We start from the raw sequence: 14,157 nt of genomic DNA, 5'->3' as shown, positions 1-14,157 counted from the left end.
TATCTTGGCTGATGGACGCTCTACGGCGAGTTCCGCCGGATGTGAAGCCTGTGGAGAGGAAGGCGCTGGCCGCTACCAGACGGTAGCAGCGAAACCGGCCTCGGTGAAGCAGGAAGCAAGCAGCCCCGTAGGGGTCTTAGCAAGTAATGGCTAGATTTGCATAGGTATTGCAGAACGGTTGGTGTTAGAAAATACCTTCACTTCCATCTTTCGGGTGGTGGTGCCTTTCCCACTGTTTCCCTTTGATCGATTTATCAACAGGAATAAACTGCCGCACTTAAAGGTGCCGGTGTTAATTCTCCACGGTACTGCCGACAGCATCGTGCCCTTTCCTCATGGCCAGTACCTTTTTGCCATTGCCCGTAAGCCAAAATTTTCCCTCTGGGTCGAGGGTGCCAATCACAATGATTTCGTTGAGGTGGCGGGCGATCGCTTGCGGCTAGCCTTAGAGGAATTTGCCACTTTTTTAAGAGCGCAGTCTAGCGGGGGCGTTTATTAAGGGAAAACTCAGCTTTCTCAGCAGGGGACAGTTGTTGAGGTACGCTGAGATCGTAGCGCGAGAGTATTTTTATGGATGCTTTGGCTCTTTGGCAGCATTACCAAGATTGGTTATACTACCACCCTGAATTGGAGTTCTATGTGGATGTCAGTCGCATGGGGCTGACCCCGGCGGTCGTACAGCGCCTAGAGCCGGCTTTTGAGCGTGCCTTTCGGCAAATGAAGGAATTGGAAGCGGGGGCGATCGCCAATCCCGATGAGGGTCGGATGGTGGGACACTACTGGCTGCGGGATGCGGATTTGGCCCCCACGCCGCAGTTGCGTGCAGAGATTCGCAATGCCATTGCCCAAGTGAAGCGGTTTAGCCAAGAGGTGCACAGCGGTGTCATTGCCCCACCCCAAGGGGGTCGCTTCACGGATATTCTCTCCATTGGCATTGGTGGGTCTGCCCTTGGACCGCAGTTTGTGGCGTCTGCCCTCGCTCCTGTCAATCCACCCCTGAACATTCATTTTTTGGACAACACCGATCCCGCAGGATTCGAGCGGGTCTTTGCCGAACTGGGCGATCGCCTGCGGACAACCCTGGTGCTCGTCATTTCCAAATCGGGAGGGACGCCAGAAACCCGCAATGGCATGTTGGAGACCCAAGCCCGCTTCCAACGCGCTGGTTTAGCCTTTGCCGCTCACGCCGTAGCCGTCACCATGCCCGCTAGTGGTCTTGCCCAAGTGGCGGAGTCCAACGGCTGGCTTGCCATTTTCCCGATGTTTGACTGGGTGGGGGGGCGCACTTCCGAACTTTCAACCGTGGGTCTGTTGCCCGCCGCCCTGCAAGGGATTGATATTGACGCTTTGCTCGAAGGAGCCAAGCTGATGGATCAGGCGACCCGTGTGCCGCAGATCCGTCAAAATCCCGCTGCCCTACTGGCCTTGGCTTGGCACCATGCAGGCAAGGGTCGGGGTGAAAAGGATATGGTTGTTCTCCCCTACAAAGATAGCCTGTTGTTGTTTAGCCGCTACTTGCAACAGTTGGTGATGGAATCCCTCGGCAAAGAAAAAGACCTCGACGGCAATATTGTCCACCAAGGGATTGCAGTCTATGGCAACAAAGGGACAACGGATCAGCATGCCTATGTGCAGCAGTTGCGGGATGGCCTGCCCAACTTCTTTGTCACGTTTATTGAGGTGCTGCGGGATGCTCAAGAACCCGGTATTGAGGTGGAGCCGGGAATTACCTCAGGAGATTACCTCAGTGGCCTGCTCCTAGGTACGCGCCAAGCCCTCTATGAAAAGGATCGCCCTTCCTTGACGGTGACGATCCCAGAGGTGACACCGAAAACAGTGGGTGCCCTGATTGCTCTCTACGAGCGAGCAGTGGGTCTCTATGGCTTCCTGATCAATATCAATGCCTACCATCAGCCGGGCGTAGAAGCCGGGAAGAAGGCAGCGGCGGCGAATTTGGCGCTGCAACGGCAGATTGTCAAAGTTTTAGAACAAAGTGATGATCCCCTTGACTTGGGGGCGATCGCCAAGGCTGTGAATGCCCCCGATCAACTGGAACGCATCTACCTGATCCTGCGGCACCTTGTGGCCAACGATCGCGGCATCGAGCAACTGGGAGATCCAGCTCAGCCCGCTCAACTACAGTTTCGGTGGCAACGCTAATGCAGCGGCGGCAATTTTGTCAGGGGGCATTTGCCCTTGGAGCGATCGCCCTCAGTGGGTGTCAAGGGAGTGCCAATGGCGGCCTAACCGTTCATCTCTTGCGCAAATCCTTACCGCCACAACTCATTCGCCGCTTTCGCCAACAGTCGCGGGTTGCACTGCGTTTACGTCTTCAGGAAACCCCCCAAGCGTTAGCCCACCTCCTCGCAGTAGGCAACTTGGGAACAGGGGTGTTAAGTCTGGGGGATGCTTGGTTGGCAGAGGCGATTCGCCAGCGGCAGATTGCTCCCATTCCGAAAAGACTGATTCAAACCAAGGTTGACTGGGCAGAACCTTGGCAGTCTTTTCTGCAATTCATCAGCAAAGAGGATGTCCTCTGGGGGCTTCCCTATCGCTGGGGCGCCACTGTTCTCATTTATCGCCGCGATTTTTTTGCCGAGTTGGGCTGGGAACCCAGAGATTGGCATGCCCTATGGCACCCCGCAGTTCAGGGGCACTACAGCTTGTTAAATACCCCCCGCGAAGTGATTGGCTTAACTTTGAAATCCCTAGGGCTATCCTACAATGCCCCACCCACCCACCCCCAATTGCGGGAGCGATTGTCTCAACTGCGCCAAGGTTGCCGCTTCTTTAGTTCCGATGCCTACCTACAACCCCTGATGCTGGGAAGTACACAATTGGCAGTGGGTTGGTCAACGGATGTGCTGCCGTTGCTGAAGCAGGATCCGCAAACCTATGCCGCAATATTCCCTGCCAGTGGGACAGCGTTGTGGGCGGATTTGTGGGTCTGTGGCCAAGAGCCGGATCGCGCAGCCTTGGATTGGTTAAACTACTGGTGGCAGCCAGAGGTGGCTGAGCAACTGAGTCAATTTAGTAATGCTCCCTCCCCCTTGGTGGGCAATCTAACGGATACTCTCTTTCACCGCTATATTCCCCTTGCTGCTCCCACTGCTCTTGCCCAGAGTGAGGTATTGCTGCCCCTCGATATGGCAACCCAAAAGACCTATAGCGCCCTTTGGCAAGAGATTTTTTTGACGAGATTCTAATGCCGACCCGCTTGGGTTGAACAATTCAGCAGCTGTGCCACATAGGCCAAGGCTTGGGGGCGATCGCCAACTTCTCCCCGCGCTTGCGCTGCTTCCACCGCTCGTAACAATTCACCCACCTGCGGTCCCGGCAAGACATGAAACTGTTCCACCAGGTCGGCGCCCCGCAGCAATTGAGGGGGATGGGCAACGGGATCACTGGGGTCTAACCAAGCCTTGACCAGCGGTGCCAGATGGTCTTTGGGCACACCACGGCTAAGAGCAAGGGCAACAAAGGCTGGAAAATAGCTCCCCGCGGTTCGGAATAGATAAAAGGCCTGCTCACGGTTGAGGGGCTGTTGAAGGGGAACCAACCAGTTTTGGAGGAGACGGCACAGGACTTGCACAATGCGAATTTCAGCGGTGGTGTAGGTGAGGGCCGTCAGTTCCTCGGCAGCTTGGCGATCGCTGGCATTGACAAGGCAGGTGAGTTTGGCCAAAGCCGCTAGGGTGCGCCGTTGAGGCTCACCGGGGGCAGTGGTTGCCGCAATGGATTTCGTCAGCGCCGGCCAAAGGGCAGGGAAGGGAAAATTGGCCAGGGTGGACTCAAGGGCATGGTAGTGGGTAATGCGCTCCTCGGTTACCGCAGGCAACCACACCGGCAACACCCCATCGCGAAAGGCAAGGGTCACTTGGGCTGCACCTTCAACGGCACTAAGGAGGTAACTGAGTTCCACCCGCACCCGTTCGGCTGCCACCTGCCGCAATTTAGGAGCAAGGCTTTGGATCACCTGCCGTGTTTCCGGCGTAATCGTGAATTGGAGTTGGGCAGCTTGGCGATAGGCACGCAGGAGTCGCAGAGGATCAGCAGCCAGATTTTCCGGTGCCACATAGTGAATTTGGCGGCGTTGTAAATCCAACAGACCACCGAGGGGATCCACAATGTGGTGGTGGTGAATGTCATAGGCAATGGCATTGAGGCGAAAATCGCGATCGCTCAAATCCGCTAGAAGCGTTTCTCCATGGCGCCGGGCAATATCCACAGTTGTATTGGCAAAGACCAAGCGGGCAATCTGCCGCTCTCGATCCAACACCACTAAGCCAGCCCTGTACTTGTCCGCCAGTTTTTTTGCCAGGGCGATCGCCTCCGCCGGCACAATAAAATCCAAGTCGGGGTACAACGTTGTGCGCCCTAGGAGGGCATCCCGCACCGCTCCCCCCACAAGGTAGGTGTCCGCAGGTAAATCACTGACGGCAATCGGCCAGCGACTAAAATCAAAGGGTTGAATGACGACCATTAGAGTTGGTTCAGATCGATCGTCTGACCACCAAGGGTGACCGTCAAATTTTCACCCCGCACATAGACGGGTCCTGCCGCCGTTTGGATCGTCAAGCAGTTCTTTTCAAACTTCAGCACACCGTTCCAGAGGGAGGTTGTAGGGGTGGGCACTGGGCTAGGGGTTGTCGGTGCTCCAGACCGGACACTTTCCAGCCAAGTCAGCAACGCATCCGCAGAATAGGGGCGATCGCCCGTAGGGGTTTTGATAATCACGCCCCCACTGGCCGAGGGTGAAAAGGCAATGTCGCAAATGGGTTGCCAACTTTTGCCCACCAACAGTTGTAAGGGTTCCAATTGGGACAACTCCTGCCCTGTGGCCGTGGACTTCAGAAGGAGCCACCACGCTTTCCAAAGTTGTCGTGCAGTTCCGAAACGAACTTCACTTCCCGCAGGAATCGGCACCTGCTCGTATTGCCATGCGGGTATAGGCTCAGGAATGTATTGCGTCGGCAAAAAGGAAAGGGCTTGGAGCACACTGGCCACCAAATCCGCAAAGGGAGCTTCTGAAAAAACGGTTACAGTTTCCTCGGCAACACTCGCTCCCTCCACCATAGCAACCACAGTGTCATTCGCCGTTCGCAACTGATAGCAGTGATTATCAAGATGAACCACCTTCAGGTCAGCACTTTGGCAGGAGGAGGGCAAGGGATGTTGTTGCAAAATCAGCTTTTCAATGACTTGCTCGTTGGTCCACTCCAAAACTGTGGTTTCAGTGGCGGTTGCCATTGCCGCTGTGTGCTCCACTGTCGAAGCCACGGGAATCTCTTCCAGTTCCTCTGCGTCAAAGACCACCTCACCGTTGGGCAGTGTTGCCCCCGACAGTTTAGCTTCCTCTAGATCGCGACGGCGAGCGATCGCTCCCCTTAAATCCGCCTCCGAAAGATCTGCTCCCACTACATTGACTTCGTTCAGGTTACTGTCGCGCAGAACAGCTCCCTTGAGGATAGCGCCACTGAGCACAGCCCGCTGTAGATTCGCTCGCGAGAGATAGGCACCCACTAAGATAGCGCCACTGAGCAGCGCCTCCTGCAAATTGGCATCCGTAAGATTGGCACCACTCAAATCGGCACCAATTAGGTTTGCCCCCTGCAGATTGGCATTGGCGAGATTTGCCTTGATCAGATCTGCGCCACTCCAGTTAATCCCCTGAAGATTAGCGCCCGCAAGATCCACATGGCTGAGTTGCACAAGAGGAAACATGCTCCCGGCCAAATTGACGCCACGGAAATTCCGCACCCCACGGGCAAACTCACTTAACAACGTTTCAAGGGTAATGGCTTTGCTCATGGCTGCTCCCAATCAAGGCACAACAGAAAAGTGACGAGGGCACAGTGCTATAGCTATTCTAGGTGTTGATTCAAATCCGCAGGAGCCAAGCACCCATGCCATGGTTTGTCAAAATTGAACGCGGCATTGTGGATAAGGCAACCTTTGATCAATATGTCCCCGCCCATCGCGCCTATGTCCGCTCCCTCATTGCCGCAGGGCATCAAGCCCGCACGGGATACTGGGCTGAGCGCGGGGGTGGCATGTTGCTGTTTCAGGCGGATTCCCGCAAGGCGGCCGAGGAAATCGTTGCCCGTGACCCCCTTGTCCAACACCGGTGTGTCCACTACGAACTCCACGAGTGGTGTATTGTCGAAGCCCCCGATTAGCCTTGGCGTAGTTTTTCTGCCCAGACACGGGTGGGTAGCCCCCAGACGTAGATAAAGCCCTCGGCTGCCCTGTGATCAAACTGATCCGCAGCGCCGTAGGTTGCTAACTCGGAGCTATAGAGAGAGTAGGGGGATTGCCGCCCCACCACCCGTGCAGTTCCCTTAAAGAGTTTGACGCGCACGGTACCCGTCACCCGTTTTTGGGTCTGTTGAATAAAGGCATCAAGGGCTTCCTTGAGGGGACTGTACCAGAGGCCGTTATAGACCAAGCGACTGTAGGTCTCTTCAATGCCCCGCTTGTACTGGGTAACATCCGCAGTCAGGGTCAAACTTTCCAAATCGCGGTGCGCGTCAATGAGCACCAACAGGGCAGGGGCTTCGTATATTTCGCGGGATTTAATGCCCACAAGGCGATTTTCAATCATGTCAATCCGACCAAATCCATGGCGACCGACCCGCTCATTGAGTTCACTGACGAGGGCTACAGGATCTAGGGAGCGACCATCAAGGCTGACGGGCATGCCTGCTTCAAAGCCAATCTCCACATCCTCCGGGGAGTTGGGCGTGTTTTCAATGGGTTGGGTCATCAAGTAGATTTCCTCTGAGGGTTCAATCCACGGATCCTCAAGGGGGCCTGCCTCAATACTGCGTCCCAAAAGATTGCGGTCAATACTGTAGGGGGAAGATTTTTTCACGGGGGCGGGAATGCCAAAGCGTTCGCCGTAGGCAATGGTTTCTTCACGGCTCATGCCCCATTCACGCGCCGGTGCCAAGACCTTGAGGTTGGGATTGAGGGCCGCGATCGCCACATCAAAGCGGACTTGATCATTGCCTTTCCCTGTACAGCCGTGGGCAACGGCATCAGCCCCATACTCGGCAGCCGCCTCCACCAAGAGCTTGGCAATCAGGGGGCGAGCAAGGGCAGTTGAGAGGGGATAGCGATTTTCGTAAAGGGCGTTGGCCTGAATGGCCGGAAAAGCGTAGTTGCGGATAAAGTCTTCCTTGGCATCCACCACCAACGAGGCACTGGCACCAGAATCTAGGGCTTTTTGGCGAATCGGCTCTAGTTCATCTCCCTGTCCTAAATCAGCCGCAAGGGTAATGACTTCCTGAACTCCCCATTCATGTTTGAGATAGGGAATACACACGGAAGTATCTACCCCGCCCGAATAGGCCAAAATGACTTTTTCTGCGCGCCCCATGATTTTTTCCTGAAATAAACGCGATCGCTACTATAGCGGATCTGCTTGTCCGAAACGTGATGGGGATAACCGTTTAGACAAAGCCCTGCGTCTATTTGACTTCGTTTGCCAGGGGCAGACCTTGCTCAAAACAGGTCAAATTTTCAATCGTGGTCCGGGCAATATCCGTGAGGGCGTTGCGGGTAAAGAAGGCTTGGTGAGCAGTGATGACCACATTCGGGAAGGATTGCAGGAGTTGGAAGGTATCATCCTGAATAATCGTGTCCGAGAGGTCTTGGAAAAAGAGGGAGCCTTCCTCTTCATAGACATCAATTCCCAAATAGCCAATTTGGCCGCTTTTAATGCCCTCGATGACGGCTTTGGTGTCCACCAATTTGCCGCGACTGGTATTGATTAGCATTACCCCCTTTTTCATTTGTGCAATTGTGGTGGCGTTGATTAGATGTTCATTTTCTGGAACAAGGGGACAGTGGAGCGTGACAATGTCGGAGTCCGCCAGCAGGGTTTCTAGGGTTGTGTAGGTGCCTATTGCACTAAAGGTTTCATTGGGGTAAGGATCATAGCCGTACACGCGGCAGCCAAAACCATGCATAATCCGGCCAACAATGTTGCCAATTTTACCGGTGCCAATAACCCCGACCGTACAGCCATGGAGGTCAAACCCCATCAGTCCCTCCAGGGAAAAATTGTCATCCCGCACGCGGTTGTAGGCGCGGTGGAGTTTACGATTCAACATCAGGATTAGCCCCACGGTATGCTCCGCCACAGAGTAGGGAGAATAGGCGCTGACACGGGTGACCTTGATTCCCAAGCTGGCCGCTGTGGCTAAGTCCACATTGTTATAGCCAGTACAGCGCAAGGTGACCAGACGCACCCCCAATTCCGCCAGCCGTTTTAGGGTCTCTGCTCCGAGATCGTCGTTGACAAACCCACAGACAGCCCCATGCCCCTTGGCAAGAGCCACGGTTTTAGGCTGCAAGCGCACATCGTAGTAGCTTAGGTAATGGGGATAGCCTTGGGCAGCATTGGCGGCATTCAAAAACTCGCGATCGTAGGATTTGGCACTGAAAACCGCAACCTTCATAGCATCGTTCTCCGAACCCTCAACAACAGGATCGCTCTCTTCCTAGAGGCGCTGTAGCTAGCTTAGCGAGTGGGACTTTAAGGATTTGTTAAGGCAAGACAACGCCTTGGGAATTCTTTCTACAGCCGCTGAAAAAACTGACGAATGGTTGCCGCAATATACTCAATGGTGGCATCGCTTAATTCAGGCCAAATGGGGAGGCTGAGTACCTCGTTGGCGAGGCGATCGCTCACCGGATTCGGTGGAGATTGCCCCTTGTACATTGGACAGTGATCCTGGGGAATCGGGTAGTAAACCATTGAACTAATGCCAGCTGCCTTCAGATAAGCCGCAAGGGCATCCCGCCGGCCATCGAGCACCCGAATCGTATATTGATGAAACACATGTCCCGGCACTATCCTAGGGGTAACTATCATTTCCAGACCTGCTAAGGCCTGATGGTAGGTTTGCGCTACCCGCCGTCGTTCTTGGTTCCAACGGTCAATATGGGGTAGTTTCACTCGCAGAATCGCTGCCTGCAGGCTGTCTAAGCGAGAGTTGTAGCCGATCATCTCGTGATGGTAGCGCTGTCGAGACCCATGTACCCGCAGCATGCGCGATCGCTCGGCGAGATCATCATCGTTGGTGGTAATCAACCCCCCATCACCATAGGCACCCAAGTTTTTTGTCGGAAAGAAGGAAAAGGCACCCATGCTCCCGATCGCCCCCGTAAATTGATTCGCTAAGGTCTGTTGAGTTGCCGCTGTACATTGACAATTTTCACAGGGCGGGCAATAGCGGGCACCAAAGGACTGGGCACAATCTTCCAGAACAGCTAACCCATGGGCTTGAGCAACTTCAACAATGGCTCCCATGGCCGCCGGTCGTCCAAATAAATGCACAGGCAAAATAGCCTTAGTGCGGGGGGTAATGGCTGCCGTAACTTTACTGGGATCAAGGTTAAAAGAGTCCAGTTCCACATCCACAAAGACCGGGCGGGCACCTACCAAACTAACCGCCTCTGCGGTCGCAAAAAACGAAAATGGGGTAGTGATGACCTCATCTCCCGCCCCCACCCCCAAACTGCGCAGGGAAATGACCAGGGCATCGGTGCCCGAATTAACCGCCACCGCATGGCGCACCCCCAAATAGGCGGCCACCTCTTCCTCGAAGGCCTGCACCTCTGGCCCTAGAATGAACTGACCTGAGGCTAATACGCGGGCAACTGCGCGATCAATATCTGCTTGCAGGGATTGATATTGGGCTTTCAGATCTAAAATGGGAATGGTGTCCATTGATCGCCATGCCGGCATCGAGCGCAAGTCTTTTATCATCCTCTCATGGCCTTAGGGAATTAAGCTAGTCTTAGAGTGTAAAGCCGCCCGCAAGGGCGGGGTTTTAGACCTGTTTTTTTGATGAATCCCCAAGAGTTGTTAAAACGCTATGCCAGCGGTGAACGGGACTTCAATCGTGCCAGTTTGACCAATGGCGAGTTTATCAACGCGGATCTACGGGGGATTATTCTCTCCCGTGCCGACATGGAGTGGGTCAACCTGAGCGGAGCAAATCTCAGCGGTGCGGTGCTCTGTGGGTCAGAAATTGTCAATGCCATGCTCATCAAAACAGAACTGGTGGACGCCAACCTTGCCGGGGCAAACTTGAGCCGCAGTGATCTCAGTTGGGCGAACCTGACGCGCGCGAATCTCAGCCGCGCTGAACTCAGGGAAACTATACTGCGGGGAACGGTGCTTCAGGGTGCAAACCTCTCCCGCGTGGATCTGGCCAATGCGGATTTGCGGGGACTGACCCTCGAGGGCGTTAACCTTTCGGGAGCAAATTTACAGGGCGCCAACTTGCATGGTACGGATCTAAAACAGGCGAACCTGACCCGTGTGGATTTGATTCAGGCCGATGTCAGCAATGCCAATCTCAGTGGCGCCAATCTCAGCGGTGCCAACCTCAGTGGTGCGAATTTAACGGCGGCGAATCTCACGGGTGCCAATCTTAGCCGCGTTGATCTCACAGAAGTCAAACTCAGTGAAGCTAACCTTGCCAAGGCGAATCTTGTGGGTGCCGAACTGGCAAAGGCGGATTTGTCTTCCCTAGAGCTATCAGATGTGACCCTCAGTGGTGCCAATCTCGGTGGCGCGAACCTAAGTCATACCAACCTGAGCCGCGCGGATCTCAGTGGGGCGAATCTACGGGGTGCCAACCTCAGCCACGCCAAACTGGTGGGCACCAATCTGCGGGGCGCCAATCTCCAAGGGGCAAATTTGCAGGGGGCATTGCTGGACAACGCGGATTTGAGTCAAACGGATCTACGCAGTGCCAATCTTAGTGGTCTAGTCTTTAATGGGGTGAAGCTGCGGGGCGCCAATCTCAGCGGTGCCAACCTCCGCGAAGTGGAGTTAGCAGAAGCTAACTTTAGCCGTGCCGATCTCGTGGAGGCAAATCTCTGCCGTGCCCGCTTGGTGGGAGCCAACCTGAGCCGTGCGACCCTCTCAGAAGCAAATCTTAGCCGTGCTACCCTGAGTGGAGCCACCCTCAGCCGCGCCACCTTTAGTGGCAGCTTACTGGCAACGGTGGATCTCAGTGGTGTTAACTTAAGTGGAGCCGACCTAGGGGATGCCAACCTCTCAGGCTCTAACCTATCACGGGCGGATTTGACGCGGGCGAACCTGACCGCTGCGGATATGAGCGGTGCGAACCTCAGTGAAGTGGACTTGCGGGGCACGATTATGCCCGATGGGCGGCGGCGAGCTTAGTGCTACTCTGCGCTGCCGCGGGATTCCGCCTCGGTTTCTACAGGCTGGGGTCTCGGTGGGGCTTGACGGCCAAAGAGATGCACCAAATGCTTCAAATGAGCCGCAAGTTCAGGGGTGAGTTGATCGGCAGTCAGCCGCCATGCCCAGTTGCCTTCGCCAGTACCGGGGAAATTCATGCGGGCATGACTATCGAGGCCGAGCAAATCTTGAACAGGAATAATGGCTTGGTTGGCAACGGTGCCTAAGGCCATACGAATCAACGCCCAGTGGGGTTCGCTGGGGGTATAGCCCAAATAGTCAATGAAGCGCTGCCGTTCCCGGTCACTCAGATTGCGGTACCAACCGACAGTTGTGTCGTTATCGTGGGTGCCCGTGTACACCACACAGTTGCGCTCTTGATTAAAGGGCAAGAAGGGGTTATCCGAGCCACCACTAAAGGCAAATTGGAGGATTTTCATCCCTGGAAATTGAAACTGATCTCGCAGGGCAATGACATCGGGGGTAATCTCCCCTAAATCTTCGGCTAAAATTGGCAATCGTCCCAAGGCAGCTTGTAGCGCCTCAAAGAAGGCGGCACCGGGGCCTGGTTGCCACTCGCCATTGACGGCTGTTTCCTCCCCTTCAGGGACTTGCCAGTAGCCTTGAAAGCCGCGAAAGTGATCAACCCGGATAATGTCCACGTAGGAGAGCAGAGCACGGAAGCGCTCAATCCACCAAGAGTAGCCATCGGCAGCAAGGGCTTTCCAGTTGTAAATGGGGTTGCCCCACAGTTGACCTGTGGCACTAAAGTAATCGGGGGGCACACCGGCCATGAGGGCGGCAGCGCCGGTTTCGGGATTAAGCTCAAAAAATTGGGGAAAAGCCCAAACATCGGCACTGTCGTGAGCCACATAGATGGGAATATCCCCAATAATTTGAATCCCCTGTTGATGGGCAGCTTCCTTGAGGGCGTGCCACTGCTGGTAAAAGAGAAATTGCTGAAACTCGTACTCAAAAATGCGCTCTTCAAGAACGACTTGAATAGCGGCAAGGGCGGTTGGCTGACGGTGCCGCAAGGGGGCGGGCCATTCATACCACGGCTGTCCCTCGTGGTGATCCTTAAGTGCCATAAAGAGGGCATAGGTGGGCAGCCAGTAGTGGGCAAGGTCTTGAAACTCACGGAAGGCTTGCCAGTCTTCTGGGGTGGCTTGACGCTGGAAGCGCTGAGCTGCAAGGCGCAGCAGGGGTAATTTTTGGCGAATGACGGCCTCGAAATCAACGCGATCGCCATTCTCAAGGGTGAGTCCTGCTAAATCAGCGGCCGTCAACCAGCCCTTTTTGACCAACTCGTCCAAACTAATGAGCAAGGGGTTGCCGGCCATGGCCGAGTAGCACATGTAGGGAGAGTTGCCAGAGCCGGTGGGTCCTAGGGGCAACACCTGCCAGTACTGCTGATCACCGGCCACTAAAAAGTCAAGAAACTTATAGGCCGCAGCCCCTAAGTCACCAATGCCGTGACCACCGGGTAGGGACGTGGGATGAAGCAGTAAACCACAGGAGCGGGGAAAGTGCATGCTCAAGCTAAGGGAAACTTGAGCTAATTATCGCCTAATTCTAGATTCGCAGTCTCAGTGGATTCCGCTTGGAGTTCTGCCTCAAGGGCAGCTAATTCCTCTGGTGACAGGCGTGCTAGGCGATCGCGAATCACTGCCTCCTCATAGTCTTTGAGTTGCTGATGGTAGGTCATCCGTCCCGTAAAAACTCGCAGTAGATACGTGCAGACCCAACCCAGAACCCCCAAAACAAAAATTGCTTGGCTCCAAATTCCCGCTTGCAGCGGCTCAATTCCCACGGCCCGCAACAGGCCATAGACCAAGCCGCCCGTCAAGAAAATACCAATCCCAATCCCAAGCACATCAATGCGGCGCATAGCCCCTAGGAATTGAGGGAGCGTGGTTGTGGACGGAAGTTAATAAAGGGAGCTAAAAGCAACAGTCCTGGGAAAAAGAAAGTAACGAGAAAGTACATAAACGCCCGCTCAAAGGAACTGGCCACATACCAGCGCCGATGCAAATAGACATAGACAATTGCTGGCGCCACCAGCAGATACAGCCCTGCCAAACCTACATAAGCACCCAGTACCAAAAGTTCTATTGAAACTGCCATGACTGCTCCCTCTTAATAAGAATGAAATTACTCTGAAACAGCGCTAGTTTCGCCTACAGGTTCCTCAAGGGCCGGAACTGCTATTCCCATGGCTGCAGCAAGGGCGGGGGGCGGCGCTTGGCGAGTGGGGGCACTGAGATATTGCCCTGTGAGAATGGGGGGTACGGGCTTCATCCTGTGCTTGGCAGTAAAGAGACGCTGGGTTTGGGCAAGATTGCCGCGCTCACTAATATGCTCGTTGGCAATTTTCTTACGCAGCTTGACGATCGCATCCATGATCGCCTCTGGCCGGGGCGGACAGCCGGGCAAATACACATCCACAGGAATCAACTTGTCCACGCCGCGCACTGCAGAATAGGAGTCGGAGCTAAACATGCCCCCTGTAATTGTGCAAGCCCCCATGGCAATCACGTACTTGGGATTGGGCATTTGCTCGTAAAGACGCACCAGGGCGGGTGCCATCTTCATGGTGATGGTACCGGAGGTGATAATCAAATCCGCCTGACGGGGGCTATTGCGGGGCACTAAGCCAAAGCGGTCGAAATCAAAGCGCGAGCCAATCATGGCGGCAAATTCAATGAAGCAACAGGCGGTGCCATACATAAGGGGCCAGAGGCTCGATAGCCGCGCCCAGTCATAGACATCGTTGAGGGAAGTAAGGATGATATTTTCAGCAAGTTCTTGGGGAACTTCAGGACGGGCAATTGGATTGAGAATGGCAGGCGAGGTCGTATTGGTCATAGGGTTCCCTCAAGGGACATCGGCCAAATGTAAAAACACTTAAGATTATAGGCGTTTGCCCC

The 14,157-nt window shown here is 54.7% G+C and carries 14 protein-coding genes; 5 read left to right on the top strand and 9 right to left on the bottom strand.

Annotation, left to right across the window (positions count from 1 at the left end):
* Positions 1–178 precede the first annotated feature (178 nt).
* From Q0711_RS10850 to Q0711_RS10840, 3 genes are all read left to right on the top strand, one after another.
* Positions 179–499 carry an alpha/beta hydrolase gene (locus Q0711_RS10850; RefSeq protein ID WP_299042538.1) on the top strand — a complete coding sequence of 107 codons (321 nt, stop codon included), beginning with the start codon at positions 179–181 and terminating at the stop codon, positions 497–499.
* A gap of 71 nt (positions 500–570) precedes the next feature.
* The gene (locus tag Q0711_RS10845) at positions 571–2,160 is read left to right on the top strand and encodes a glucose-6-phosphate isomerase (protein ID WP_298617040.1); all 1,590 of its coding nucleotides are present in this window, start codon (positions 571–573) and stop codon (positions 2,158–2,160) included.
* Positions 2,160–3,206: an extracellular solute-binding protein gene (locus tag Q0711_RS10840; RefSeq protein WP_298616558.1), complete on the top strand. Its 1,047-nt coding sequence runs from the start codon at positions 2,160–2,162 to the stop codon at positions 3,204–3,206. The genes Q0711_RS10845 and Q0711_RS10840 overlap by 1 nt, the downstream gene beginning before the upstream one ends.
* Here Q0711_RS10840 and Q0711_RS10835 read toward each other — a convergent pair.
* Together Q0711_RS10835 and Q0711_RS10830 are read right to left on the bottom strand one after the other, a co-directional pair.
* Positions 3,203–4,483, bottom strand: coding sequence for a CCA tRNA nucleotidyltransferase (locus Q0711_RS10835; RefSeq protein ID WP_298616556.1), 1,281 nt, complete (start codon positions 4,481–4,483; stop codon positions 3,203–3,205). The two genes, Q0711_RS10840 and Q0711_RS10835, sit on opposite strands and share 4 nt — an antisense overlap.
* Positions 4,483–5,811: a pentapeptide repeat-containing protein gene (locus Q0711_RS10830; RefSeq protein WP_298976363.1), complete on the bottom strand. Its 1,329-nt coding sequence runs from the start codon at positions 5,809–5,811 to the stop codon at positions 4,483–4,485. The genes Q0711_RS10835 and Q0711_RS10830 overlap by 1 nt, the downstream gene beginning before the upstream one ends.
* 95 nt (positions 5,812–5,906) lie before the next feature.
* Between Q0711_RS10830 and Q0711_RS10825 the strand changes: the two genes are divergently transcribed.
* Positions 5,907–6,179, top strand: coding sequence for a YciI family protein (locus tag Q0711_RS10825; protein WP_298616551.1), 273 nt, complete (start codon positions 5,907–5,909; stop codon positions 6,177–6,179).
* Here the strand turns inward: Q0711_RS10825 and Q0711_RS10820 are convergent.
* The 3 genes from Q0711_RS10820 to Q0711_RS10810 all read right to left on the bottom strand — a co-directional run bounded on the left by Q0711_RS10820 (position 6,176) and on the right by Q0711_RS10810 (position 9,778).
* Positions 6,176–7,381: an argininosuccinate synthase gene (locus tag Q0711_RS10820; protein WP_298616549.1), complete on the bottom strand. Its 1,206-nt coding sequence runs from the start codon at positions 7,379–7,381 to the stop codon at positions 6,176–6,178. The genes Q0711_RS10825 and Q0711_RS10820 overlap by 4 nt on opposite strands.
* Before the next feature lie 91 nt (positions 7,382–7,472).
* A complete protein-coding gene (locus tag Q0711_RS10815) occupies positions 7,473–8,465 on the bottom strand; it encodes a 2-hydroxyacid dehydrogenase (RefSeq protein ID WP_298616547.1) in 993 nt (330 codons plus the stop codon).
* Positions 8,466–8,584: 119 nt separating this feature from the next.
* Positions 8,585–9,778, bottom strand: coding sequence for a DegT/DnrJ/EryC1/StrS family aminotransferase (locus tag Q0711_RS10810; RefSeq protein ID WP_299042533.1), 1,194 nt, complete (start codon positions 9,776–9,778; stop codon positions 8,585–8,587).
* 81 nt (positions 9,779–9,859) lie between these two features.
* On the opposite strand from Q0711_RS10810, the gene Q0711_RS10805 reads away from it, so the two are divergent.
* The gene (locus Q0711_RS10805) at positions 9,860–11,209 is read left to right on the top strand and encodes a pentapeptide repeat-containing protein (RefSeq protein WP_298617045.1); all 1,350 of its coding nucleotides are present in this window, start codon (positions 9,860–9,862) and stop codon (positions 11,207–11,209) included.
* A 2-nt stretch (positions 11,210–11,211) separates the two neighbouring features.
* On the opposite strand, the gene malQ is transcribed toward Q0711_RS10805, so the two are convergent.
* Genes malQ through ndhK form a run of 4 tightly spaced genes read right to left on the bottom strand, consistent with a single transcriptional unit; the run spans position 11,212 to position 14,095 of the window.
* A complete protein-coding gene (gene malQ, locus Q0711_RS10800; RefSeq protein ID WP_299042529.1) occupies positions 11,212–12,762 on the bottom strand; it encodes a 4-alpha-glucanotransferase in 1,551 nt (516 codons plus the stop codon).
* A gap of 23 nt (positions 12,763–12,785) precedes the next feature.
* Positions 12,786–13,118: a DUF3007 family protein gene (locus Q0711_RS10795; RefSeq protein WP_298617031.1), complete on the bottom strand. Its 333-nt coding sequence runs from the start codon at positions 13,116–13,118 to the stop codon at positions 12,786–12,788.
* Between the two features lie 5 nt (positions 13,119–13,123).
* Positions 13,124–13,354: a photosynthetic/respiratory NAD(P)H-quinone oxidoreductase subunit L gene (ndhL, locus tag Q0711_RS10790; RefSeq protein WP_298617030.1), complete on the bottom strand. Its 231-nt coding sequence runs from the start codon at positions 13,352–13,354 to the stop codon at positions 13,124–13,126.
* A 27-nt stretch (positions 13,355–13,381) separates the two neighbouring features.
* Positions 13,382–14,095, bottom strand: coding sequence for a photosynthetic/respiratory NAD(P)H-quinone oxidoreductase subunit K (gene ndhK, locus Q0711_RS10785; protein ID WP_298617028.1), 714 nt, complete (start codon positions 14,093–14,095; stop codon positions 13,382–13,384).
* Positions 14,096–14,157 lie beyond the last annotated feature (62 nt).

It is taken from the genome of uncultured Thermosynechococcus sp. (assembly GCF_937958135.1).
Lineage (GTDB): Bacteria > Cyanobacteriota > Cyanobacteriia > Thermosynechococcales > Thermosynechococcaceae > Thermosynechococcus.
The sequence above is the reverse complement of the archived record's forward strand: the minus strand, read 5'-3'. Positions and strand labels throughout refer to the sequence as shown.